General features: G+C 75.8%; 24 protein-coding genes. 15 read left to right on the forward strand and 9 right to left on the reverse strand.

The genetic code is table 11. From position 1 onward, the window contains the following. The 6 genes from KPL57_RS53015 to KPL57_RS53040 all read left to right on the forward strand — a co-directional run bounded on the left by KPL57_RS53015 (position 1) and on the right by KPL57_RS53040 (position 5,887). A complete protein-coding gene (locus KPL57_RS53015; RefSeq protein WP_226357974.1) occupies positions 1 to 1,527 on the forward strand; it encodes an MSMEG_0567/sll0787 family protein in 1,527 nt (508 codons plus the stop codon). Next, positions 1,524 to 2,390 (forward strand): carbon-nitrogen hydrolase family protein, encoded by an 867-nt coding sequence (locus KPL57_RS53020; protein WP_226357975.1) that lies wholly within the window; start codon positions 1,524 to 1,526, stop codon positions 2,388 to 2,390. The genes KPL57_RS53015 and KPL57_RS53020 overlap by 4 nt, the downstream gene beginning before the upstream one ends. A 1-nt stretch (position 2,391) precedes the next feature. Next, a complete protein-coding gene (locus KPL57_RS53025; protein WP_226357976.1) occupies positions 2,392 to 3,234 on the forward strand; it encodes a carbon-nitrogen hydrolase family protein in 843 nt (280 codons plus the stop codon). Between the two features lie 3 nt (positions 3,235 to 3,237). Beyond that, positions 3,238 to 4,353, forward strand: coding sequence for an MSMEG_0565 family glycosyltransferase (locus KPL57_RS53030; RefSeq protein ID WP_226357977.1), 1,116 nt, complete (start codon positions 3,238 to 3,240; stop codon positions 4,351 to 4,353). Positions 4,354 to 4,419: 66 nt separating this feature from the next. Further along, positions 4,420 to 4,602, forward strand: coding sequence for a hypothetical protein (locus KPL57_RS53035; RefSeq protein WP_157818271.1), 183 nt, complete (start codon positions 4,420 to 4,422; stop codon positions 4,600 to 4,602). A gap of 379 nt (positions 4,603 to 4,981) precedes the next feature. Beyond that, a complete protein-coding gene (locus tag KPL57_RS53040) occupies positions 4,982 to 5,887 on the forward strand; it encodes a hypothetical protein (RefSeq protein WP_226357978.1) in 906 nt (301 codons plus the stop codon). Positions 5,888 to 6,050: 163 nt separating this feature from the next. Here KPL57_RS53040 and KPL57_RS53045 read toward each other — a convergent pair whose 3' ends face one another. From KPL57_RS53045 to KPL57_RS53065, 5 genes are all read right to left on the reverse strand, one after another. Next, positions 6,051 to 7,265 (reverse strand): CdaR family transcriptional regulator, encoded by a 1,215-nt coding sequence (locus KPL57_RS53045; RefSeq protein ID WP_226357979.1) that lies wholly within the window; start codon positions 7,263 to 7,265, stop codon positions 6,051 to 6,053. Between the two features lie 70 nt (positions 7,266 to 7,335). Continuing rightward, the gene (locus KPL57_RS53050) at positions 7,336 to 7,527 is read right to left on the reverse strand and encodes a ferredoxin (RefSeq protein ID WP_062396337.1); all 192 of its coding nucleotides are present in this window, start codon (positions 7,525 to 7,527) and stop codon (positions 7,336 to 7,338) included. Continuing rightward, positions 7,527 to 8,945 (reverse strand): fatty acid desaturase, encoded by a 1,419-nt coding sequence (locus KPL57_RS53055; RefSeq protein WP_226357980.1) that lies wholly within the window; start codon positions 8,943 to 8,945, stop codon positions 7,527 to 7,529. Before KPL57_RS53055 ends, KPL57_RS53050 begins: the two co-directional genes overlap by 1 nt. A gap of 131 nt (positions 8,946 to 9,076) precedes the next feature. Beyond that, entirely contained in the window at positions 9,077 to 9,850 is a 774-nt protein-coding gene (locus tag KPL57_RS53060) for an ABC transporter permease (RefSeq protein ID WP_226357981.1), read from the reverse strand. Then, a complete protein-coding gene (locus KPL57_RS53065; RefSeq protein ID WP_226357982.1) occupies positions 9,847 to 10,779 on the reverse strand; it encodes an ABC transporter ATP-binding protein in 933 nt (310 codons plus the stop codon). The genes KPL57_RS53060 and KPL57_RS53065 overlap by 4 nt, the downstream gene beginning before the upstream one ends. A gap of 113 nt (positions 10,780 to 10,892) precedes the next feature. On the opposite strand from KPL57_RS53065, the gene KPL57_RS53070 reads away from it, so the two are divergent. Both KPL57_RS53070 and KPL57_RS53075 read left to right on the forward strand, forming a co-directional pair. Next, positions 10,893 to 12,017 (forward strand): sensor histidine kinase, encoded by a 1,125-nt coding sequence (locus tag KPL57_RS53070; RefSeq protein ID WP_226357983.1) that lies wholly within the window; start codon positions 10,893 to 10,895, stop codon positions 12,015 to 12,017. Continuing rightward, positions 12,014 to 12,742: a response regulator transcription factor gene (locus KPL57_RS53075; protein ID WP_226357984.1), complete on the forward strand. Its 729-nt coding sequence runs from the start codon at positions 12,014 to 12,016 to the stop codon at positions 12,740 to 12,742. Before KPL57_RS53070 ends, KPL57_RS53075 begins: the two co-directional genes overlap by 4 nt. Position 12,743: 1 nt before the next feature. On the opposite strand, the gene KPL57_RS53080 is transcribed toward KPL57_RS53075, so the two are convergent. Next, positions 12,744 to 12,938, reverse strand: a complete 195-nt coding sequence (locus KPL57_RS53080) for a hypothetical protein (RefSeq protein WP_226357985.1) — start codon at positions 12,936 to 12,938, stop codon at positions 12,744 to 12,746. 209 nt (positions 12,939 to 13,147) lie between these two features. On the opposite strand from KPL57_RS53080, the gene KPL57_RS53085 reads away from it, so the two are divergent. From KPL57_RS53085 to KPL57_RS53105, 5 genes are all read left to right on the forward strand, one after another. After that, positions 13,148 to 13,396, forward strand: coding sequence for a hypothetical protein (locus KPL57_RS53085; RefSeq protein WP_226357986.1), 249 nt, complete (start codon positions 13,148 to 13,150; stop codon positions 13,394 to 13,396). A 49-nt stretch (positions 13,397 to 13,445) separates the two neighbouring features. Beyond that, the gene (locus KPL57_RS53090; protein WP_226357987.1) at positions 13,446 to 13,679 is read left to right on the forward strand and encodes a hypothetical protein; all 234 of its coding nucleotides are present in this window, start codon (positions 13,446 to 13,448) and stop codon (positions 13,677 to 13,679) included. 144 nt (positions 13,680 to 13,823) lie between these two features. After that, complete coding sequence (locus KPL57_RS53095; RefSeq protein ID WP_226357988.1) at positions 13,824 to 15,113, forward strand: aromatic acid/H+ symport family MFS transporter; 1,290 nt, start codon at positions 13,824 to 13,826, stop codon at positions 15,111 to 15,113. Positions 15,114 to 15,222: 109 nt separating this feature from the next. Next, a complete protein-coding gene (locus KPL57_RS53100; RefSeq protein ID WP_226357989.1) occupies positions 15,223 to 16,323 on the forward strand; it encodes an LLM class flavin-dependent oxidoreductase in 1,101 nt (366 codons plus the stop codon). 13 nt (positions 16,324 to 16,336) lie between these two features. After that, complete coding sequence (locus KPL57_RS53105) at positions 16,337 to 17,305, forward strand: AraC family transcriptional regulator (RefSeq protein WP_226357990.1); 969 nt, start codon at positions 16,337 to 16,339, stop codon at positions 17,303 to 17,305. A gap of 42 nt (positions 17,306 to 17,347) precedes the next feature. Here KPL57_RS53105 and KPL57_RS53110 read toward each other — a convergent pair whose 3' ends face one another. The 3 genes from KPL57_RS53110 to KPL57_RS53120 form a co-directional block, all read right to left on the reverse strand. Beyond that, positions 17,348 to 18,955, reverse strand: a complete 1,608-nt coding sequence (locus KPL57_RS53110; RefSeq protein ID WP_226357991.1) for an NAD(P)/FAD-dependent oxidoreductase — start codon at positions 18,953 to 18,955, stop codon at positions 17,348 to 17,350. Between the two features lie 3 nt (positions 18,956 to 18,958). Continuing rightward, complete coding sequence (locus KPL57_RS53115) at positions 18,959 to 19,732, reverse strand: cyclase family protein (RefSeq protein ID WP_224401959.1); 774 nt, start codon at positions 19,730 to 19,732, stop codon at positions 18,959 to 18,961. A 99-nt stretch (positions 19,733 to 19,831) separates the two neighbouring features. Next, on the reverse strand, positions 19,832 to 20,806 hold the full coding sequence (locus KPL57_RS53120; protein WP_226357992.1) for an AraC family transcriptional regulator: 975 nt from the start codon (positions 20,804 to 20,806) through the stop codon (positions 19,832 to 19,834). Between the two features lie 151 nt (positions 20,807 to 20,957). On the opposite strand from KPL57_RS53120, the gene KPL57_RS53125 reads away from it, so the two are divergent. After that, the gene (locus KPL57_RS53125; RefSeq protein WP_226357993.1) at positions 20,958 to 21,749 is read left to right on the forward strand and encodes an SDR family oxidoreductase; all 792 of its coding nucleotides are present in this window, start codon (positions 20,958 to 20,960) and stop codon (positions 21,747 to 21,749) included. 5 nt (positions 21,750 to 21,754) lie between these two features. Next, positions 21,755 to 23,278: an NAD(P)/FAD-dependent oxidoreductase gene (locus KPL57_RS53130; protein ID WP_226358041.1), complete on the forward strand. Its 1,524-nt coding sequence runs from the start codon at positions 21,755 to 21,757 to the stop codon at positions 23,276 to 23,278. Positions 23,279 to 23,303 lie beyond the last annotated feature (25 nt).

Genomic DNA, 23,303 nt, shown 5'->3' on the forward strand with positions numbered 1-23,303 from the left:
ATGAGCACCACCGACCCACGCCCCCGCTTCGTGACCGGGGCGCCCCGCCACTTGACCCCCGCGCCGCGCTGGATCGCCGACGAGCTGCTCGGCGGCCGCCCGGCCCGCACCGGCGGAACCCCTGCGGTGACGGTCCGCGAGGCCCGCGCCGACGACGCGCGCGACCCCGGCGTCGCCGGGTACCGGGCGCTGCGCCGCGCGGTGTTCTGCGTCGAGCAGGGCCTGTTCCCCGACCGGCCCACCGCCGACCTCGACGACTACGACGCCGACCCGCGCGTCGTCGTCCTGCTCGCCCACGACGCCGACGGGACCCTGCTCGGCGGGGTGCGCCTCGGCCCGGCCCGGGCGGCCCACCCCGACATCGGGTGGTGGACCGGCAGCAGGCTGGTCGTCGCCCCCACCGCGCGACGCCGCACCGGGGTCCGCGTCGGGGCGACACTGGTCCGCGCCGCCTGCGCGCGCGCCGAGGCCGCCGGCGTCCTGCGTTTCGACGCCGACGTCCAGGCCGCGGGCGCGGTCCTGTTCGACCGGCTCGGCTGGACCCGGGTCCGCGACTGCGAGGTCGCCGGGGCCCCGCACGTCACGATGCGGTGGCCGGTGACCCGCGTCCAGGACCTCGTCGTCGCCACCAAGGCACCGCTGGGTGCGCTGGTCGGCGGCCTCGGCCCGGCCGGGTTCGTCGGCGACGACGGCGCCCCCGTCCCGGGCACCGACGTCGTGGCCTGCTGCGACGCGATCGTGCCGGCGATGGTCGAGCGCGACCCGGAGTGGGCGGGCTGGGCCGGGGTGCTGGTCAACGTCAACGACCTCGCGGCGATGGGTGCCGCCCCGGTCGGGCTGCTCGACGCCGTCGGCGCCCGGGACGCCTCCTTCGCCCACCGCGTGCTGAGCGGGGTACGTGCGGCGGCCGACGCCTACGGCGTCCCGCTGCTCGGCGGGCACACCCAGCTCGACGTGCCCGCGGCGCTGTCGCTGACCGCGCTCGGACGCACCGACCGCCCCGTCCCCGCCGGTGGCGGGCGGCCCGGGCACCGGGTGCGGCTCACCACCGATCTCGGCGGCGGCTGGCGTCCCGGCTACACCGGACGCCAGTGGGACTCGACGACCTCGCGCACCCGCGCCGAGCTGGCCGCGACCGTCGGCGCCATCGGTCCGGACGCGCCGCACCGCCCCGCCGCGGCGAAGGACGTGTCGATGGCCGGGCTCGCCGGAACCCTCGGCATGCTCGCCGAGGCCTCCGGCGTCGGCGCCGTCCTCGACGTCGCCGCCGTCCCCCGGCCGGACGGCGCCACCGCGGGCGACTGGTTCACCTGCTTCCCCGGGTTCGGCCTGCTCACCGCAGACGACCCCGGCGCACCCGCCCCCGACGCGGGCCCCGCGGTCTCCGCCGAGTGCGGCGAGCTCGTCGCCGGTGCCGGGGTCCGGCTGCGCTGGCCCGACGGCGAGCAGACCGAGGCCGTCACCGAGGGTGTCACCGGCATGGGCCGCGCCGGCGCCCCCGTCCCCCACCCCGAGGAGATCCGATGACGCCCACGACGTTCGGCGCCGCCGCGCAGGGCTTCGTCCGCGACCTCGACGAGGACTTCGCCCGCATCGCCGCCACGGTCGACCGGGCCCGCGCGGCCGGGGTGCAGGTGCTCGCGCTGCCCGAGGCGGCGATGGGGGGGTACCTGTCGTCGCTGCACGACGTGCCCGGCACCCCCGCCGACCGGCCCCCTCAGCTGGACCCGGACGGGCCGGAGGTCCGGCGGCTGGCCGCGCTGGCCGGGGACATGGTCGTCGCCGCCGGGTACTGCGAGACCGGGGACGCCGCATCCGGCGGGCGGCCCTACAACTCCTGTGTCGCCGTCACCGGGGACGGGGTGCTCGGGCGGCACCGCAAGGTGCACCAGCCGATCAACGAGAACTCCAGCTACGCCGCGGGCGACCGGTTCGCCGCGTTCGACACGCCGTACGGCCGCACCGGCATGATGATCTGCTACGACAAGGCGTTCCCGGAGGCGGCCCGCGCGCTGGCCGACGACGGCGCCCGGACCGTGCTGTGCCTGTCGGCGTGGCCGGCGTCGCGGACGAACCGGGCCCCGGTGCTCGCCGAGGACCGGTGGGCCCGCCGCTTCGACCTGCACGACCGCTCCCGCGCGTTGGAGAACCAGTTCGTCTGGGTCTCGGCGAACCAGGCCGGTAGGTTCGGCGACATGCAGCTGGTGGCGAACGCCAAGATCGTCGACCCGGGGGGCGAGGTGCTCGCGGCCACCGGCAGCGAGGCCGGGCTGGCCGTCGCCACCGTCGACGTCGACGCATCCGTGGACGCCGCCCGCCGCGTCATGGGGCACCTGCGCGACCGCCGCCCGGCGGCCTACGGGCCGGGTCCGGTCCGCGCGGGGGTGTGAGGTGCGCGTCGCCGCGGCGGCCGCGAACTTCACCCGGGACGTCGCGTTCGACCTGGAGCGGATCGGCGTGATCGTCGCGCACGCCCGGGAGCAGGGCGTGAGCGTGCTGGTGCTGCCCGACGGCGCCCTCGGCGGCTACGTGCACGACCTGCGCAGCCCCGACCCCGCCGACCCGGACGACGGCGCGGTCCTGCCGCCCGAGCTCGACCCGGACGGCCCCGAGGTGCGCGCGGTCGCCGCGCTCGCCCGGGAGATGGTGGTGTGCGTCGGGTTCTGCGAGGCCGGCCCCGAGCCGGGCGTGCGGTGGAACTCCGCGGTCTGCCTGACCGGGGACGGCGTGCTCGGCAGGCACCGCAAGGTGCACCAGCCCGCGGGTGTCGCCGGCCTGTTCGCCGCCGGGGACGGGTTCACCGCGTTCGACACCCCCGCCGGCCGGATGGGGATGCTCATCGACCACGACAAGACCTTCCCCGAGTCGGCCCGCTCGCTCGCGCTCGACGGCGCGCAGCTGCTGGCCTGCCTGTCGGCCTGGCCGACCTCGCTGACCAACCGGGCACCCCGGATGGCGCAGGACCGCCAGGCCCGGCTGTTCGACCTCTACGACCAGTCCCGCGCCGCCGAGAACCAGGTGCTGCTGCTGTCGGCGAACCAGAGCGGGCGCAACGGATCGCTGCACTTCCTGGGCCGGGCGAAGGTCGTCGGGCCGGGCGGGGACATCCTGGCCCGCACCTGGTCCAAGGGCGGGCTCGCCGTCGCCGACGTCGAGCCCGAGGAGATGATCGGCTCCGCCCGCGCGGTGCTGCACCACCTCAAGGAACGCCGACCCGACCTGTACCGGGGCTGAGCGGTGCGGATCCGGCTGTCCACCTACTCCACCAAGCCGCGCGGCGGGGTCGTGCACACCCTCGCGCTGGCCGAGGCGCTCGCCGCCGCCGGGCACGAGGTCGCGGTGTTCTCCCTGGCCCGGGGCGGGGACACCGGCTTCTTCCGGGCCGTCGACCCCCGCGTCGCGGTGCACCTGGTCCCGGTTCCGGAGATCGACGGCGAGACCGTCGGCGCCCGCATCCTCCGCTCGATCGACCTGCTGGCCGCCGGGCTGGCCGACGCCCCCGCGGTCGACGTGCGGCACGCCCAGGACTGCCTGTCCGCCAACGCCGAGGGCCGCGCGCACGGCTACGGCTCGCTGCTGCGCACCGTGCACCACCTCGACGACTTCAGCACCCCCGAGCTGGCCGCCTGCCACGAACGCGCGCTGGTCGGACCGGCGGCGCTGGTGTGCGTGTCCCGGGCCGTCGCCGCGGAGGTGCGCGCCGGCTGGGGCCGGGAGGCGACGGTGATCGGCAACGGCGTCGACGCCGCCCGGTTCGCCCGGGCCGCCGACACCGGCGCCGGTGCGCCGTGGCGGGCCCGGTTCGGCCGCTACGTGCTGTCGGTCGGCGGGATCGAGCCGCGCAAGGGCACCGCCGACCTGGTCGAGGCGATGGCGCTGCTCGGGCCGGGGACACGCCTGGTGATCGGCGGCGGCGAGACGCTGTTCGACTACCGCGACTACCGCGCCCGGGTGCTCACCCGGGCCGACGAGCTGGGCGTCGTCCCGGACATCCTCGGCCCCGTCGACGACGACGCGCTGCCCGGCCTGGTGGCGGGCGCGGCGGCGTTCGCGTTCCCGTCGGCCAAGGAGGGCTTCGGCCTGGCCGCGATGGAGGCACTGGCCGCCGGGGTCCCGCTGGTGACCCGGGACCTGCCGGTGCTGCGCGAGGTGTTCGGCGACGCGGCACGGTTCGCCCGCGACCCGGCCGGGTTCGCCGCCGCGCTCGCCGACGCGCTGGCCGTCCCCGACCCGCGGCGGGCGGCCGCCGGTCGCACGCTGGCCGCCGCCCACACCTGGACGGCGGCCGCGGACCGGCACGCCGGCCTCTACCGCACCCACCTCGCCGACCGCGGCGTGACGACGACGGGGTGACGGGGGCCACACCGACTGCGCTAACCTGGGGTGACCACACGACGACGACGTCCCGGGGGTACGCCGATGCCTGCTCACGAGGCACCCGCTCCGGCCACCGTCGTGCCCCTGTGCCGCGCCGCCCGCCACGGCGACGCCGCCGGGGTCCGCTGCCCGCACTGCACCCGCCCCACCCGCGACGACCGCGACGCCGTCGTGCTGCGGCTGCCCCGGCTGCGCGGCCACGAGGTGCTCGCGGGCGAGCTCTGACCCACCGCCCGCCCGGCCCCTCCGCGCCCGCGCCGGTCCGCCGCTGCCGCAGTGCTCCGCCGCTCCTGCATCGACCCGCCGCCCGCGCGCTGGTCCGCGGCTGCCGCAGGGCTCTGATGCCCCCGCAGGGCTCCGTTGCTCCCACATCGACCCGCCGTCGGCGCGCCGGTCCTTCGCCCGCGCGCTGATCCCCCGCCCGCCCGCGCGCTGATCCTTCGCCCGCGCGCTGATCCGCTCCGCGCGCGTGTCCGGACGCGCGCGCCGAGCGGATCACCGCGCGAGAAGGCGATCATCGGGTGCCCGTCCACAATCGCGGGAATGCTCCACAGGTGGCGGATCCGCTCCGGCGCGGGCGCCGGGCGCAGGCAGGGTCGGAACCGTGGACGAACCGCTGCTGCGCCGCGACCTGCTGAGACTCGGGACGACCGAGGCCGAGATCCGCGCCGCCCTGCGCACCGGTCGCTGGACCGGGCTGCGACCCGGCGTGTACCTGGAGACCGGCGACGAGCGTCTGCGGTTCGCCTCGACGCGGCACGCGACCCTGGTGGAGGCGACGTTCCCGACCCTCGCCCCCGGGGCCGTGGTCAGCGGCCCGTCCGCCGCCGTACGACACGGCCTGCCGGTCTGGGGCGTGCCCCTGACCACGGTGCACGTGACCCGGGACCGCGTGTCCGGCGGGCGCGGCGGACCGCGGTTGCGCGTGCACGCCTCCCCGTTGCCCGCCGACGACGTCGTCGACGTCCGAGGTATCCCGACGACGTCGGTGGCCCGCACCGTCGTCGACCTGGCCCGCACCGGGCCGTTCGAGACCGCCGTGGCCGTCGCCGACGCGGCCCTGCACCGCCACCTCGTCACGCCGGACCGGCTATGCGACGCGGTGCTCGCCGCCTGCGGACGCCACGGCGTCGGCCGGGCCCGGGCGGTCGTCGCCTTCGCCGACGCCCGCGCGGACGGGCCCGGCGAGTCGCGCAGCCGCGTCCGGATGGCACGCCTGCACGTGGCGAGGCCGGTGCTGCAGCACCCCGTGCTCGACGGGCGGGGCCACCGGATCGGGGTCGTCGACTTCTGGTGGCCGGACCACGGGGTGGTCGGGGAGTTCGACGGCCTCGGCAAGTACGGGCGGCCGGGGCACCCGGGAGACAGCGCGGCCGACGCCGTCGTCCGGGAGAAGCGGCGGGAGGACGCGCTGCGGGCCCGGCCCGGGGTGCGCACGGTCGTGCGCTGGACCTGGGACGACCTCGACGACTTCGCCGCCGTCGCGCAACGGCTCCCACGGGCAGCATGATCCGCTCCGCGCGAGCAGTGGATCAGCACGCGGCCGGCCGGTCGATGAGCGGCCGGCCGACCAGCGTGGCCGTGGACCAGCGCGATCGGTGGGCCTGCTCAGCCGACGGACCAGCGTGGTCGCCCGACCAGCGCAGCCGGGGGGGGTCGGCGCGCAGACCCGGTCAGTCGGCCGGGCGCAGCACGGCCGTCCCGAGGACCCGGCAGGCCAGGAGCGCCACCTCGACGTCGAGCCGGTCGTCGCCGAGGGGCCGGCCCCGCACCTCCTCGGCGCGGCGCAGGCGGTACTGCACGGTGTTCTTGTGCAGGTGCAGCTCGCCCGCCGCCGCGACGAGGCTGCCGCCGCCGCGCAGGTAGGCGGCGAGGGTGTCACGGAGCCGGGCGTGCTGCTCGTCGTCGATCGCGAGGTCGCCGAGGATCTCGGCGACCCGGTCGGCGAGCAGGTCGGTGCCCGCGTCGAGCAGCAGCAGCGGGCCCAGGTCGTCGGCGGTGGTGACCGGGAGCCGGGCGGCGGGAGCGGCGGCGGTGACCACCTCCTGCACCCGGCGGGCCCGGCGGTGCGCGCCGCGGAACCCGTCGAGGCCGCGGCCGGGGCCGCCGAGCGCGACCGACACCGGTCCGGGCGGCAGGGTCACCGGCCCGCCCGCACCCGGGTACCAGGCCCAGGAGGTCACCGCGTCCGGGGCGACGACGAGCGGGGCGCGGGTGCAGCCGAGGGCGGCGCCGACGTCGGCGACGGCACGTTCCAGGGCCCGGCCGGGATCGGGGGCGTCCGGGTCGACCCAGAGCACGGCGGCCAGGTGCTCCCCCGCGACCGGGTGCCCGAGCGCCGTCTCGACCTCGGTGACGGTGCCGCCGCGCCCGGCGAGCACGGCGTCGACCATCGCGAGCCGGGCGGCGTCGCGGCGGCGGACCCAGCCGTCGCGTTCGGCCTGGTGGACCGCGACCATCTCCTCGGAGACCCGGTCGACGTAGCCGAAGGCGACCGCGGTGAGCGCCCGGACGGCGTCGCCGACCTCGGTGGTCCCCAGCCCGGACCCGGCGATGCGGCCGATGAGCTCCTGCTGGAACACCGACTGGCCCAGCCGGTAGGCCCGCAGGACGACCGTGACCGGGACCCCCTGCTGGGCGAGTCGGCGGGCGAGCTCCCCGGCGACCGGAGGCAGCGGCACGTCGTCCGGGGCCCGGCCGGTCAGCACGACCAGCGCGCCCTCCAGCGAGCCCTGCACGGTGGCGACCAGCAGCTCGCGCACGCGGGGGTCGCGGCCGAGCTCGGGCAGCCCGGCGTCGATCTCGACGAGCACCCGCGCACCGAGCGCCTCGACGTCGTCGCGGACCTCGGTGGCGAGGCGGGCGAGCAGGGCGGTCACCGTCGACACGGGACCGACCGTAGCGCGACGCCCGCCCGGCTCCGGGGATCCGGTGCCGGGCGGGCGTCGGGTGGAGGGCTCAGTTCTCCAGGGCCAGTGCGCGGGCGGGGCAGGCGCGGACGGCGGCGTCCACGTGGGCCCGCTCGGACTCGGGCGGGTGCTCGTCGCGGACGACGACCACGTCGTCCTCCCCCACCTCGAACCAGCCGTCGGCCATGGCCTCGCACATCCCGATGCCCTGGCAGGCGTCGAGGTCGGCGACGATGCGCATCAGACCTCCTCGGTGGTCAGCGCGACGAAGTCGACCTTCTCGCGGACCCCGCAGTCCGGGCAGCACCAGTCGTCGGGGATCTGCGACCACGGGGTCCCCGCCGGGAAGCCCTCGGCCTCGTTGCCCGCGGCGACCTCGTAGGTGTACCCGCAGCCGGGGCAGCGGGCCGCGGTGACGGCGTCGCTCTGCGCGCGGCGGGTGACGTCGGCGGCGGTGTCGGCGACCGGAGCCGGGTCGGCGGGCGGCGGGTACGCGGCGAGGAGCTTGTCACGCTTGCCGGGCTGCAGGTTGGCGAAGCGCAGGTCGCCGTCGTAGTGGGCCACCACCAGCGGGTCCATCAGCCGGCGGAACACCGGCGGGACGGTCGCGGCCAGCATCATCCCGGTGTAGCCGGTCGGCAGGACCGGGGCCTCCGGGAAGTCGCGCAGCGTCTGGAACCGGCGGACCGGGTTCGCGTGGTGGTCGGAGTGTCGCTGCAGGTGGTAGAGCAGCACGTTGGTGGCGATGTTGTTGGAGTTCCAGGAGTGCTCGGGCAGCACGCGCTCGTAGCGGCGGCGGTCCGGCGGGCCGACCTTCTGGCGCAGCATCCCGTAGTGCTCCATGTAGTTCACCAGCTCGAGCAGGGTGAACCCGAAGACGGCCTGGATCAGCAGGTAGGGCAGCACGCCCCAGCCGAACAGCGCGATGATCGCGCCCCACAGCACCACCGACATCAGCCAGGCGTTGAGGACGTCGTTGCCGATCCGGAACGGGTGCCGGTCGCGGCGGGCGTAGCGCTTGCGCTCCAGGCGCCAGGCGCTGGTCAGCGAGCCGAACACGGTGCGCGGCCAGAACCGGTAGAAGCTCTCGCCCATCCGGGCCGAGGCCGGGTCGTCCGGGGTGGAGACGCGCACGTGGTGGCCGCGGTTGTGCTCGACGTAGAAGTGGCCGTAGAACGCCGGGGCGAGCGCGATCTTCGCGGCCCAGCGCTCCACGTCCTCGCGCTTGTGGCCCAGCTCGTGGGCGGTGTTGATGGCGACGCCGGCGACGGTGCCGAGCGTGACCGCGAGACCGATGTTGCCGACGACCGGCGCCCCGGCCGTGGCGATGTAGAACATCCCGGCGAACAGGCCCGCGTACTGCAGCGGGAGGTAGGCGTAGGTGACCCAGCGGTAGTAGCGGTCCTCCTCCAGCTCCTCCATCACCTCGTCCGGCGGGTTCGTCGGGTCCTTGCCCGCGAACAGGTCGATCGTCGGGACGATGCCGAGCACGACGATCGGACCCAGCCACAGCGCCACCGACCAGCCGGTGGCCAGGTGCAGACCGATCGCGAGGAACGGCAGGACCGGGACCAGCAGGCCCAGCAGCCAGGCGTAGCGCTTGCCGTCGTGCCAGGTGTGTTCACCGTTCACCGGTTCGGACAGTGCGTAGGTCCGCATCGGATTCCTCCTCGCGTCGGCTCTGACGGGATGTTGTGAGCAGACGTTAGGGAGATCGGCCCGCGATTCCTCGGTCGTCGGGACCGAAGATCGGCGCCCCGTTCGGTCCCGCGGACCGAACGGGGCCCGCCTCAGCGGTCCCAGCGGAACAACCGGACCGCGCCCACCGCGCCGACCAGCAGCGCGACGACCAGCCCGACGACGGCGCCGGTGTCCGGCGGGACCCCGCGCCACGCCGTCCCGAGCACTTCCGACGTCGCGCCGTAGGGCAGGGACCGGCCGATCTCGGCGAGCGGGCCGGGCAGCTTCCGCGGGTCGCCGAACATGCCGCCGAGCAGCCCGGTGCCGAAGAACAGCAGGACCCCGCCCGCGACGGCCGCGTTCGCCGTCGGGGCCAGCGCCGCGACCAGCGCGCCCACCGCGAAGAACGCCGCCGTGGCCAGGACCAGCCCGCCCAGCGCCGCCCACGGCGCGGCGGGCATCCGCGCGCCGTACACCGGCACCGCGACCGCCAGCGCGACGCCGACACCGGCCGCGACCTGCCCGACCCCGACCACCGCCTGCGCCACCAGCACCGGGACCGGGCCCGCCGGGGTGACCCCGAGCCGGCGCAGCACCCCGCTGCGCCGGTAGGCCGCCACGAAGCTCGGCACGTTCACCATGCCGACCAGGGCGAGCACCGTGGCGATCGCGATCGGCAGCCCGACGACCTCCACCACCGAGCGGTCGCCGAGGACGTCGGGGGGCAGCTCCGGCACCGTCGCGCCGACCATCACCAGGATCAGCAGCGGCAGCACCAGCGGGACCACCAGGCCCGCGGTGTCCCGGACGACCATCCTGAGCTCCGCGACGACGAGCGCCCGCCACCCGGCGAGCGGCAGCCCGGACCGGACCGGGGCGCTCACGCCGCCACCTCCCCCGCCGTCGACTCGCGGCCCCGGTCCCCGGTGAGCGCCAGGAACGCCTCGTCGAGACCAGGGCGCTCGGCGCGCAGCCCGGTGGCGACGACACCCTGCCGGACCAGCTCGGCCCCGACCGGGCCCAGCAGCCCGCCCCCGCCGGTCACGGTGACCTCGTGCCCGACCCGGGACACCTCCGCGACGCCGGGCAGGGCGAGCAGCCCGGCCCGGTCGAACCCGGCGTCGGTCCGGAACCGGACGTACTCCCCGAGCCCGGCGGCCGCGACGAGCCCGGCCGGGGTCGCGTCGGCGACGACCCGGCCCGCGTCGAGCAGCAGGACCCGGTCGCAGAGCCGTTCGACCTCGTCCATCCGGTGGCTGACCAGCAGTACCGCGACACCGTCGGCGGCGAGGTCGCGCACCAGGTCGAGCACGGTCTCCCGGGACGCCGGGTCCAGGCCGGTGGTCAGCTCGTCGAGGACCACCACCCGGGGCGCCCCGACCAGCGCGAGCGCCACCGACAGGCGCTGCGCCTGGCCGCCGGAGAGCCGGTCGAAGCGGGTCCCGGCCTGCGCGGACAGCCCGACCGCGTCGAGCAGCTCCGCCGGCTCCCGCCCGGTGCGGTGTAGGGACCGGTGCAGGCCGACGAGCTCGGCGGCGGTGAGCATGTCGTGCAGGGCCGCCTCCTGCAGCTGCACCCCCAGGACCGCGCGCACGGCGCGGCGGTCGCGGCGCGGGTCGAGCCCGAGCACCCGAACCGTGCCGGAGTCGGGGGCACGCAGCCCCGCGACGCACTCGACGGTCGTCGTCTTGCCGGCTCCGTTGGGTCCGAGCAGCCCGACGACCGACCCCGCGGGCACCGACAGGTCGACCCCGTCGGCGGCCACCGTGTCGCCGTAGCGCTTGTGCAGCCGGTGCACCTCGATCGCATCCATGCCGTCCACGGTGGCGGCCGGGCGGGCGCCGGGGTCAGTGCCGGACGTCGTGACCCCGGACCATGACTTCCGGCACCGGTGCCCGCGCCGCACCGTGCCCTACCGTGTCCGGTATGCGCCGGATCGACCCGAACGTCGTGGCCGGGCTCATCATGACCGTCCTGTGCGGCATCCTCGCCGTCCCGGTGGCGCTGGAGCAGGCCGCCGGGACGGCGAGCCCCCTGGGCCCGCCGTGGCTGTGGTGGGCCGCCTACGCCGCGTTCCTTCTCGCACTGGTGGTGGGAGGCTGGCTGGACGAGGTCGTCGGGGTGGTCGCGGCCCGCGCGCTGCTCGCGCTGATGGTGCTCGCCTCGGCGTCGCTGGTCCTGCTCGGCGCGCAGTTCGGCTGGCTGCCGATCTTCCTGGTCGTCACCGCGTCCGTCTCCACCTACCACCTGCGGGGCCCGGCGACCGCCGCGATCGTCGTCGGCAACGTCGGGGTGGCCGCCGCGGCGACGCTGGTCGCGGGCGGGTCGGTGCAGGTCGCGGCGGTCACCGGCGCGATCTACCTGCTGCTGCAGAGCGCCTCGGTGCTGCTCATCGTGGCGCTGCACCGCGAGGAGGCGTCGCGCCGACGCCTCGCCGCCGCGCACGCCGAGCTCGCGGCCGCGGGCGCCGCGCTCGCCGAGACCAGCCGGACCCAGGAGCGGCTGCGGATCTCCCGGGAGCTGCACGACCTCGTCGGGCACCAGCTCACCGCGCTCGCCCTGGAGCTGGAGATCGCGACGCACACCGGCGACGACCCGGGCGGGCACGTCGCGCGGGCCCGTGCGCTGGCCGGTGACCTGCTTGCCGACGTCCGCACGACCGTCGGGCAGCTGCGCAGCCGCGCCCCCGACCTGGCCGCCACCCTGGAACGGATCGGCGAGCAGCTGCCCCGCCCGGTGGTGCACGTGCGCGTCGCCGACGGGGTCGCCGCCGACGAGGAGCGCACCCTCGCGGTGGTCCGCTGCGTGCAGGAGATCCTCACCAACGCCATCCGGCACGGCGACGCCGACACCGTGTGGATCGACCTGTCCCCCGTGCCGGGCGGCGGTCTGCGGCTGGCCGCCCGCGACGACGGCCGTGGCGCCGCCGCCGGCGCGGTCCCCGGCAACGGGCTGCGCGGCCTGGCCGAGCGGGCCGGGGCGTTCGGCGGGTCGGTCGACTGGGGCCCGGCCGCACCGCGCGGCTTCGCCGTGACCGCGGTGCTGCCGTGAGGGCCGGTGCGGGCCCGGGCGGTGCCGGACCGGGGGCCACGACGGTCCGCGTCGTGCTCGTCGACGACCAGACCCTGGTCCGCCACGGCATCCGCGGGCTGCTCGGCCTGGCCGGTGGCGTCGAGGTCGTCGCCGAGGCCGGGGACGGCGCGGAGGGGGTGGCCGCCGTCGCCGAGCACGAGCCGGACGTGGTGCTGCTGGACCTGCGCATGCCGCGTCACGACGGGCTGTGGGCGCTGGCCGAGCTGCGCTCGCGCGGGCTCGACGTGCCGGTGCTCGTCCTCACCACCTTCGACGACGACGAGCTGGTCCTGTCCGCGCTGCGCGCCGGGGCCCGCGGCTACCTGCTCAAGGACGTGACCCTGGACCAGCTCGTCGGCGCGGTGCGGACCCTCGCCGACGGCGGCACCCTGATCAGCCCGGCCGTCACCGACCGGCTGCTGCGGGCGGTGCGCGACGGCCCGCCCCCGTCCGACGACGTGTCCGGTCTCGCCCCGCAGGACCTGTCGGCCCGTGAGGTCGAGGTGCTGCGGCTGCTCGCCGCCGGGCACAGCAACCGCGAGATCGCGCAGGTCCTGGTGCTGGCGGAGGGCACGGTGAAGAACCACGTGTCCAGCGTGCTGGCGAAGCTGGGGACGCGGGACCGGACCCGCGCGGTGCTGCGGGCCCTGCACCACGGCCTGCTCGACCCGCCACGGGGACGGGGCGAGCAGGCCGGGGCCTGACTCAGTCGTCCGACGGCGGCGCGGCGGTGGTGTCCTCCCCGACCAACGGCGGGTCGTCGGGCAGCACGCCCGGCTCGGTGCCCGCCTCGTCGGCGGTGCGGCCGGGTGCCTGCCGTTCCACCGTGTTCTGCTCGGTCTCGAACTGCTCGCCTGCCGGGTCGGGTGCGTCCCGGGGGTCCTGGGCATCGTTGTCCATGCCCCGGTCGTACCCGCCGGACGGGGCGTCACGCGGTCCGTCTCAGAACGAGACAGGGTGTCATGATCGCGCTCCGTGGTCGCGGGTTCACCCGTCCCGACGCGATTGAGGTGCCCGCTCCCGGGGTAACCACGCCTCGGCCGGGTGAAGATCGACGGAAGGATCGTCATGACCGACACGCAGATGGGTATCCGTTCCGGACTCCGTTCGTGTCGTCGTCGGACGTGCACCTGCCGCCGGTCCGCCGGTGGCCTGCGGTGACGCCGGACCTCGCCCGGGCCACCGACGCCGTCAGCCGGCTGCTCGACGAGCTCGGCCCGGCCATCAGCCGCGACGCCGTGGTCGCCGCCGTCGCGCAGGCCTGCGACGACCTGCGGGGCAGCCCGGTGGGCGCGCTGCCCGAACTGGTGGAGCGCCTGGCCCGGGTCCGCCTGGACCAGCCGACCGTCGGACTCTGAGTCTCCCGCTGCCGGTATGGGCCTCGCGGGGTCCGGGTATCCCCGTCGAGTGAGTGACGACGAGAACGACACCGGACGCGCGAGCCCCCCGATCGACCCGGAACGTGCGCTCGACGAGCTCGAGGAACGGGTGCTCGGCCAGCGGATCGACGCCGGGGACACCGAGGCCGACCGCGAGGAGTCCGCGGACACCACGTCCGAGGGCGCGGCCGAGCCGAAACCCGTCGGGGGAGCCGGGGAGCCGGACGACGCCGGGACCGGGGTCGACGCCCCGACCGATTGACCCGGCACCCCGCCGGTGCGGGGCCGTCCGGGTCCGGACACAGCGCGACCGGACCCGGACACGGTTCGTCATGCCCGGATGGTGACGCGCGGCACGTAAGCGACATAAGGTGCGTCCTCGACGAAGCCGTCCGAGGAGGTACGCATGACCGACGTGTCCGACCGTTCCGCACCACCCGGTACCGGGACCCGCTCCCGCGCCTGGGTCATCGCGCTGTGCTGGACGGCGATCGTCGTCGACGGCTACGACCTCATCGTCTACGGCACCGTGCTGCCCACCCTGATCTCCGGCGAGTGGGCCCTCGATGCGGGCACCGCGGGCTGGATCGGCTCGCTGGCGCTGGTCGGCATGCTCGTCGGCGCGCTGCTGGCCGGGACGGTCACCGACCGCATCGGGCGGCGGCGGCTGATGATCCTCTGCATCGCCTGGTTCTCGATCGCGATGGCGCTGTGCGCGCTCGCGCCCTCGCCGGAGGTGTTCGGGCTGCTGCGCTTCGTCGCGGGCGTCGGGCTGGGCGGGGTGGTGCCGACCGCGATCGCGCTGACCGTCGAGTACGCCCCCGCCGGGCGGCGCAACGCGGCGAACGCGCTGATGTTCTCCGGCTACTCCGTCGGCGGTGTCGTCGCGGCGCTGTCCGGGATCGTGCTGCTGGAGCAGCTGGGCTGGCGGGCGCTGTTCTGGATCGGCGCCGGGGTCGGCGCGGTGCTGCTCGTCGTCGTCGCCGTGGCGCTGCCGGAGTCGGTGTCCTACCTGGTCGGGCGCGGTCGCCGCGAGGAGGCGGCCGCGCTGGCCGCCCGCTACGGGATGCCCGTCCCCGGCGACGCCCCGGCCGGCACCGGCCGCGCCGGGCTGCGGGCGCTGCTCGACCGCCACCACCTGCGCGGGACGCTGCTGTTCTGGGTCGGCACCGGGTTCGGGCTGCTGCTGGTCTACGGCCTCAACACCTGGCTCGCCCAGATCATGCGCCAGGCCGGCTACCCGCTGGGCGGGGCGCTGGCGTTCCTGCTGGCGCTCAACCTCGGCGCGATCGTCGGGGCACCGCTGCTCGGGGCGCTCGCCGACCGGGTCGGGCCGCGCCCGGTCGTCACCGGCATGTTCCTCACCGCGGCGGCGTCGATCCTGCTGCTGATGAACCGCTTCCCGACGCCGGTGCTGCTCGGCCTGATCGCCGTCGCCGGGGCCTGCACGATCGGCACGACGATCATCGTCAACTCCTACACCGCCACCTTCTACCCGGAGCACCTGCGCGCCGCCGGACTCGGCTGGTCACTGGGGATCGGCCGCATCGGAGCCATCGCGGGCCCGCTCTACGGCGGCGTCGTGATGGCGACCGGGGCCGGGTTCGCCGCGAACTTCCTCGCCTTCGCGATCCCCGCCGTACTGGGCGCGATCGTCATGGCGCTGGTGCCGCGGGGTGCCGCCACGCAGACGTAACAGTGGGTGTGCGCGGTCCGGCCAGCGGCCGCGCGGATCGGATCGTGGAGTGGGTGCGACGCCGCCCACACTCGCCGCACCACTCCACGACCCCATCCCAGGAGCGACCATGGTCAAGCCCGTCGCGGACGGCAAGGGCTTCAAGCTCGGGCTGTTCTCCGCCAACTGCTCCTCCGGCCTCGCGGTCACCCGCGTGCCGGAGCGCTGGTCGGGCAGCTGGGAGGACAACCTCCGGCTCGCCGAGCTGGCCGACGAGGTCGGGATCGACTTCCTGCTGCCGATCGCCCGCTGGATCGGCTACGGCGGCGAGACCAACTTCCACGAGGGCGTCCTGGACCCGACGACGCTGGCCGCCGCGCTGCTCGCCCGCACCCGGCGGATCACCGTCTTCGCGACGGTGCACACCGCCTTCCACCACCCGGTCGTCGTCGCCAAGCAGCTCGCGACCGCCGACCTCGTCGGGCAGGGGCGCGCCGGGATCAACATCGTCGCCGGCTGGAACGAGCCCGAGTACCGGGCTCTCGGCGCGACCCTGCCCACCGACCACGACGCCCGCTACGAGCTGGCCCAGGAGTGGTGGGACGTCATCCACCGGATCTGGACCGAGCAGGGCCGCTTCGACCACGAGGGCCGCTTCTTCCGGCTCGAGGGGGTCGAGGGCATGCCGAAGCCGCACGACGGGCCGCTGCCGGTGCTCAACGCCGGGTCGTCCCCGCAGGGCCGCGACTACGCCGCCCGCAACGCCGACGTCGCGTTCACCGTGGTCGGCGGGCCCGAGGACGGTGCGGCGATCGTGTCGGGCATCCGGGACCGCGCCCGCGAGCAGTACGACCGCCGGGTCGGGACGTTCACCCTCGGCCACGTCGTCTGCCGTCCCACCCGCGCCGAGGCCGAGGACTACCTGCGGTACTACGCCGACGAGAACGCCGACTGGGCCGCGGTGGAGAACCTGATGCGGCTGCAGGGGATGCACGCGCAGTCCTTCACCCCCGAGATGCTGGAGACCTTCCGGCACCGCTTCGCCGCGGGGCACGGCTCCTGCCCGCTCGTCGGCACCCCCGACGAGGTCGCCGACCGGATCGTCGCCTTCCACGAGGCGGGGTTCGCGGGAATGACGTTGTCGTTCGTCGACTACCTCGGTGAGCTGGGATACTTCGCCCAGGAGGTGCTCCCCCGGCTCGAGGCGCGGGGCATCCGCCTCCCGGTCTGAGCCGGAGGTGACCGTGACCGAGCCGTCGTCGCCCGCCCTGCCGGCGCGGCGCAGCGACCGCCTCGCCGAGCTGCGCGACGAGGTCGCCCAGGTCACGGTGGTCCACGAGATCGGTGTGCGCCGCGGCCGTCCCGACGGGGCGGTCGCGGTCGCCGGGCTCGACGGCGTCAACGTCGCGTTCGTGCGCTACGGCGCCGAGGTGACCGTCGACGCCTTCCCCACCCGCAACCGGTTCGCCCTCACCGTGCCGCTGGGCCCGATGCGGGTGCGCGCCCCCGGCATCGCCGACGGCGGGATCGTGCCCGGGCCGTTCGTGCTGGCCGCCGACGCGCACACCCTGATGGAGCCCGACCCGGTCGCCGGGGCGCTGGTCGTCTCGGCCGGTGCGGGGCGACTGGAGGAGCAGCTGGCCGCGCTCACCGGGCGCCCGCCCGGGCACGCGCTGCGGTTCCTCCCGCCGGGGGCGGCGACGCCGGCCGCGCCGCCGTCGCTGCTCGACCAGGCCTGGCGCACCACGTGCGCGGTGCTCACCGAGTGCGGCGGGCGGCCCGCGCCGCTGGTCCGCCGGGTGCTGTCGGAGCAGCTGCTCACCGCGGTGCTGCTGACCCAGCCGCACACGGCGTCGGACGCGTTGCGCGACGAGGCCGCCGCCGGGCCCGCCGACGCCGTCGACCGGGCGCTGGCCTGGATCGAGGCACACCACGCCGAGCCGGTCACCGTCGCCGACATCGCCCGCGCCTCCGGGGTCGGTGTGCGACGGCTGCAGGAGGAGTTCCGCCGCCGGCTCGGCACCGGCCCGGCGACGGCGCTGCGGGAGGTCCGGCTGGCCCGGGCGCACCGGGTGCTCGTCGAGGACGGGCACGCCCCGGTCTCCGACGTCGCGTACGCCTGCGGTTTCGGCCACCTGGGCCGGTTCGCCCACGACTACCGCGACCGCTACGGCGAGCTGCCCTCGGAGACCGCCCGGCGTCGTCGCGGGTGACCGCTCCTCCGATCTCGGCGGGATCGGAGGAGCAGCGTCGGGTCAGCGCCCGGTGAGACGCCCGCGGAGCCGGGCCACCGGCCCCGGGGTCGCGAGCCGGTCGGCGACCAGGAACCCCGACGCCCCGCCCAGCCCCGGGCCGGGGTGGGTGGACGCGCCGATCTGCCACAGCCCGGGCACCGGCGTCGCGTGCCCGCCGGAGGTGGGCAGCGGGCGCCACCAGAAGTTCTGGTCCAGCTCGGCCGACCCGGCGTAGGGGTCCCCGCACAGTGCGTTCGGGTTGTGCGCGGTGATCGCGGTCGGGTCGAGCACGTCGACCCGGCCGACGAGCTCGCGCAGGCCCGGCGCGTGCGCGGCGACCCGGTCGAGGACGCGCTCGGCGTAGCCCTCGGCGAGCTTGCGGTCCCAGCCGTCGGCGGTGTCCAGCTCGCCCGCCGCGTCGCCGACCGGGGCGAAGGGCAGCTCCTGGAGCTGCAGCCACAGCGCGGCGGCACCCTCGGGGACCCGGGTCGGGTCGAGCACGTGCTGCTGCCCCACGACGACGGTCGGCCGGCGCGGCAGCAGCCCCGCCTCCGCCTCCGCGCAGGCGATCCCGGTCGAGGACGAGCCGTCGGAGACGTGCACGAGCGGCACCCCGGCCAGCCGGGCGTCGGCCCACGGGACCGGCCCGGACAGCGTCACGTGGATCTGCATCGCGGCGCGGCCGGGGCGGTAGCGGGCGGCGGCCTCGGCCACCGGCGGGGGCACCACGGTGGGCGGGAGCAGCGAGCCGTAGAGCGCGGGCGGGGTCACCGAGGCCAGCACCGCACGGCGCGCCCGGAACGCGAACCCGTCGCCGGCGACGCCCGTCGCGCGCCCGGACCCGACCGTGACCCGCTCGACCCGGCGGCCGGTGTGCACGGCGACGCCCAGCTGGTCGAGCAGCCGCTCCCAGGCGGTGAGGAAGTGGCCCGCCCCACCGGCGACGACCGGCAGCCCGGCGCCGTGCATGGTCGCGGCGAAGATCGGGACCATCAGCCCGCCGGACGCGGAGTCCGGGGCCAGGCCCGCGTGCAGCAGCCACGGCGCCCAGAGCCGGTCGGTCTCCGGACCGGCGAACCGCGCGCGCATCCAGGACCGGCCGGAGGTCAGCGTGTCGCGGGCGTAGGTCTCCATCCCGGCGACGCCCGCGGCGCGGGCCAGGGTCGCGACCGGGCCGAGCGTGCCGGGGGCGTGCAGCTCGGAGCCGAGCAGCCCGCCGATCCCGGCGGCGTGCGCACCGAAGCGGTCGATCATGGCGCGGTAGGCGTCGCGGTCGGCGGCCTCGGCGAACCCGGCGACGGTCTCGTCGACCGACCGGTGGGCGAGCGCGACCGAGCCGTCACCCGCGACCGTCGCGGTGAGCGGGCCGTCGGTGTTGGCGTAGGCGAGACCGTGCCGGTGCAGGTCCGCACCGAACGCGGCGTAGGCCGGGCCGGTGACGAACAGCGGGTGCCAGCTCGACCAGGTGTCGCGGACGAACCCGTCCTGCTCCTGGGCGGCGACGAACCCGCCGATCCGGTCGTGGTCGTCGACGAGGGCGACCGACCAGCCGGACCGGGCCAGCCGGGCGGCGGCCGCCAGGCCGTTGATCCCGCCGCCGACGACGACGGCGTCGTACGTGGCGTGCACGGCTCAGCCCTCGACGAGCGCGAGCACGCGCGCCGGGCTGCCCGAGCCGCCGACGATCGGCAGCGGGCACACCACGAGCACCGCGCCGGTCGCCGGGAGCTGGTCGAGGTTGCGCAGGCTGGTCAGGCCCCACTTGTCGGCGCCCATCAGCTCCGAGTGGCACGGGAACGCCGGCTCCAGGTTCGGCGCCTGCCCCGCGTCGGTGCCCACGGTCTCCACACCCAGGCCGGTGATCGGGGTCTCGCGCGCCAGCCACCGCGCGCACTCCGGCGCGACGCCGGGGGTGTGCGGGCCGTTCTCGTCGGCGTTGGCGAAGGCCGCCTCGTCCTCACCGCGGGCGGACCACCCGGTGCGCAGCAGCAGCCAGCCGCCCTCGGGCAGCGGGCCGTTCTCGGCCTCCCACGCCTGCACGTCGGCGATCTGCAGCAGGTAGTCGGCGTCCTTCTCGACCTCGGCGGTCCGGTCGATCACCACGACCGGCGCGACGAGGGTCGACAGCGGCGCCTGCGAGACGTCGAGGCCGTCCTTGCCGGTGATCCAGTGGTTCGGCGCGTCGAGGTGGGTGCCGGTGTGCTCACCGGTGCGGATGTTGTTCCAGTACCAGGCCGGGCCACGGTCGTCGTAGCGGGAGATCTCCTCCAGCTCGAACCGGCTGGTCTGCCCGAAGGGCTCGGGCAGCTCCAGGATCGGCGTCGAGGACTGCAACGGCGTGGTCAGGTCGACGACCCGCACCGATCCGGAACGGGCGGCGTCGAGCAGGGCGGAGAGCACGGACACGGGGACCTCCAGGTCGGGCGGGGCGTGCCGGACAGCTTCGTCGCACCGATGCGTGTGCGGCCATCCGTTGTGCGCGGTGACTGTCCGCGCGGCGTGGGCCTATCCGCGCAGGGTGTCCGACGGCGACTCGCCGAACCGCTCCTTGTAGGCGACGGCGAACCGGCCGAGGTGCCCGAACCCCCAGTCCGCGGCGACCTGCGAGACGGTGCACCGGGTGGGGTCGGCGTCGGCGAGCTCGGTGCGCACCCCGGCGAGGCGGGCGTCGCGCAGCCGCGCGGTCGGTGTGGTGTCGAGGTGGCGGCGGAAGCCCTCCTGCAGGCTGCGCACGGACAGCCCGACGGCCTCGGCGACGTCGTCGACGGTCAGCGGCTCCCGCGCGTGCCCCTCGATGAGCGCCTCGGCCCGGCGGATCACCTTCGGCACCGCGGGTGCCGGGTCGGCGACGGCGAGCAGCTCCTCGGTCGCCGAGTGCGGCACCGCGGCGAGCAGCTGGCTCATCAGCAGCTGCTCGACCTGGGCGCGCAGCACGGGGTGGGTGAGGCCGCCGGGCCCGTCGAGGTCGGTGCGGACCATGTCGACGGTCGAGAGCCAGGACCGTGCCGCCGGCGTCCGCAGGTCGACGCTGGTCGCCAGGCGCAGCGGCTTCGACGGCGGCCGCCCCAGCATGCGGTGCAGCTGGGCGTCCAGTGCCGCGCGCTCGACCCGCACGATCAGCTGCTCGTTGCCGGCCTCCCAGGTCATGTCCAGCCCGGCGTCCGGGTCGGGCACCGACGCCGTCGTGGGGTCGGAGACGACCTCGGTGCCGCCGGTGCGCACCAGCGCCCGGCCCGACAGCGGGATCTGCACCAGGACGAACGAGCGCAGCGGCTGCGGGCGGATCCGCACCGACGCCCCGTAGGACAGGTACGACAGCCCGACCGCCCCGAACCCGGCCGTGTTGAACCGGACCGGCGTCGGGATGCCGCGGTCGACGGGTTCGAGCCGATGCGGGCAGAACACCTCGCCGACGCGCTCGCGCGCCTCCTCCAGATCGGGCGAGTGCACCCGGCAGAAACCGCTCAGCACCTCGGTCATGGCACCTCCTCGTGCTCGACCCCGGCTCCGTCGTCCCGGCCGCGTCCCCCGGACAGCGACCGCGTGGTGGGGATAGTCACCCCGACTATATAGCCAAAAGATGACTGCCATCACGGGTCCGCTAGATGACCGTTCTGTTTCGGAGGCTCCCATGACTGACCTGCACGGCCGCACGATCCTCGTGACCGGCGGATCCACCCTGGTCGGGCACGGTGTCGTCCGCGCCCTGCACGCCGCCGGTGCGACGGTCGCGATCGCCGACGTCGACGCCGCGGGCGCCAAGCCGCTGCTCGACGAGCTCGGCGGGCGCGTCTCGTTCCACCTCACCGACATCACCGACGACGACGCGGTGCACGCCTGCGTCTCCGCCGTCGCGGCACCGTCCGGCCTGCACGGCCTGGTCAACCTGGCGTGCAGCTACCTCGACGACGGCGCCGACACCGTCCGCGCCGACTGGCTGCGCGCCCTCGACGTCAACCTGGTCAGCACCGTCCAGACGACCCGCGCCGCACGGGCGCACCTCGCCGCGGTCGGCGGCGCGGTGGTCAACCTGACCTCGATCTCGTCGAAGGTCGCCCAGACCGGCCGGTGGGTCTACCCGGCGTCCAAGGCGGCGCTGGTGCAGGTCACCCGCTCGATGGCCATGGACCTGGCCGCCGACGGGATCCGGGTCAACTCGGTCTCGCCGGGCTGGACCTGGTCGAAGATCATGGACGACCTGTCGGGCTCCGACCGCGCGCACACCGACCGCGTCGCCGCCCCGTTCCACCTCACCGGCCGCGTCGCCGACCCGGACGAGGTCGGCGCCGTCGTCGCCTTCCTGCTCTCCCCGGCCGCCTCCGCCGTCACCGGCGCGGACTGGGCCGTCGACGGCGGCTACTCCGCCATGGGCCCGGAGCAGGCCGTCCCCGCCATCCCCCAGCTCGCGACCGCTTCGGAGTGACCACCATGAAGATCGCCGTCGTCGGGGCCGGATTCGCCGGCCTCTCCTCCGCCAAGGTCCTGACCGGTTTCGGTCACGACGTCACCGTGTTCGAGAAGGCGCCGGACGTCGGCGGGGTGTGGAGCGCCAGCCGCCGCTACCCCGGCCTGACCACCCAGAACGACAAGGGCACCTACTCGCTGTCGGACTTCCCGATGCCGAAGCACTACCCGGAGTGGCCGAGCGGGCAGCAGGTGCAGGAGTACCTGGAGGCCTACGCCCGCCACTTCGGCATCCGCGACCTGGTGCGCACGGACACCGAGGTGCTGTCCGCCGAGCCGCGCGACGGTGGCGGCTGGACCGTCACCACCGCCGGAGCGGCCGCCGGGGTGGGCGAGTTCGACCACCTCGTCGTCGCGAACGGGATCTTCTCCGAGCCGTTCCTGCCCCCGTTCCCGGGCACCGAGGAGTACCGCGCCGCGGGCGGGCGGTACTGCGCGCCGTCGGACTTCACCGACATCGACGACGCCCGCGACCGCGACGTCGTCGTGATCGGCTACGGCAAGTCCTCCTGCGACGTGGCCGTGGCGCTGGACTCGGTGTCCCGCTCGACGACGGTCGTGGCGCGCGAGCTGCTGTGGAAGATGCCGCGCCGGATCGGCGGTGCCCTGAACTACAAGTACCTGCTGCTCACCCGGCTCGGCGAGGGCCTGTTCCGCTACGCCCACCTGGTCGGCTTCGAGAAGTTCCTGCACGGCGCCGGGCGGGGTGTCCGCAACGGCATGATGTCGAGCCTGCAGGGCCAGATCGTGCGGCAGCTGAAGCTGCAGAAGCTGGGCCTGGTGCCGGACGGGTCGCTGGAGGACATCGCGCGGTCCACGGTGTCGCTGGCCACCGAGGGCTTCTACGAGGCCGTCGCCGACGGCTCGATCACCGTCCACCGGGACACGCTCATCAGCGCGCTCGGTGCCCGCGACGGCAGGCCCGTCGCGATCCTGCAGGACGGCACCGAGGTCCCGGCCGACGTCGTCGTCGCGGCGACGGGGTTCCACCAGCGGGTGCCGTTCCTGTCCCAGGACGTGCGGGACCGGCTGGTCGACGAGCGCGGCAACTTCGAGCTCTACCGCCAGATCCACCCGCACACCGTGGCGGACCTGAGCTTCTGCGGGTACAACTCGTCGTTCCTGTCCCCGCTGTCGGCCGAGGTCGCGGCGCTGTGGATCGGTGTGCACCTGGCGGGCGGGATCGACCTGCCGTCGGTGGAGGAGCGCCGGGCGTTCGTCCAGGAGCGGCTGCGCTGGATGGAGGAGCGCACCGAGGGCAAGCACGCCCGCGGCACGAACATCATCCCGTTCTCCCTGCACAACATCGACGAGATGCTGTCCGACCTCGGGGCGGGCATCGGCCGCCGTCGCCGGTTCGGCGAGTGGCTGCTGCCGGTCGACCCGGGTGCCTACGCCCGGATCACCGCCGACCTGACCGCCCGGCACGCACCGGTCACCGCGGACGCGCCCCGCTCCCGGGCCACCCCGCTGCGGGCCGCGGGGTGACGAGCTCCGCTCCCCCGCGACGCGC

The organism is Pseudonocardia sp. ICBG601 (assembly GCF_020496245.1).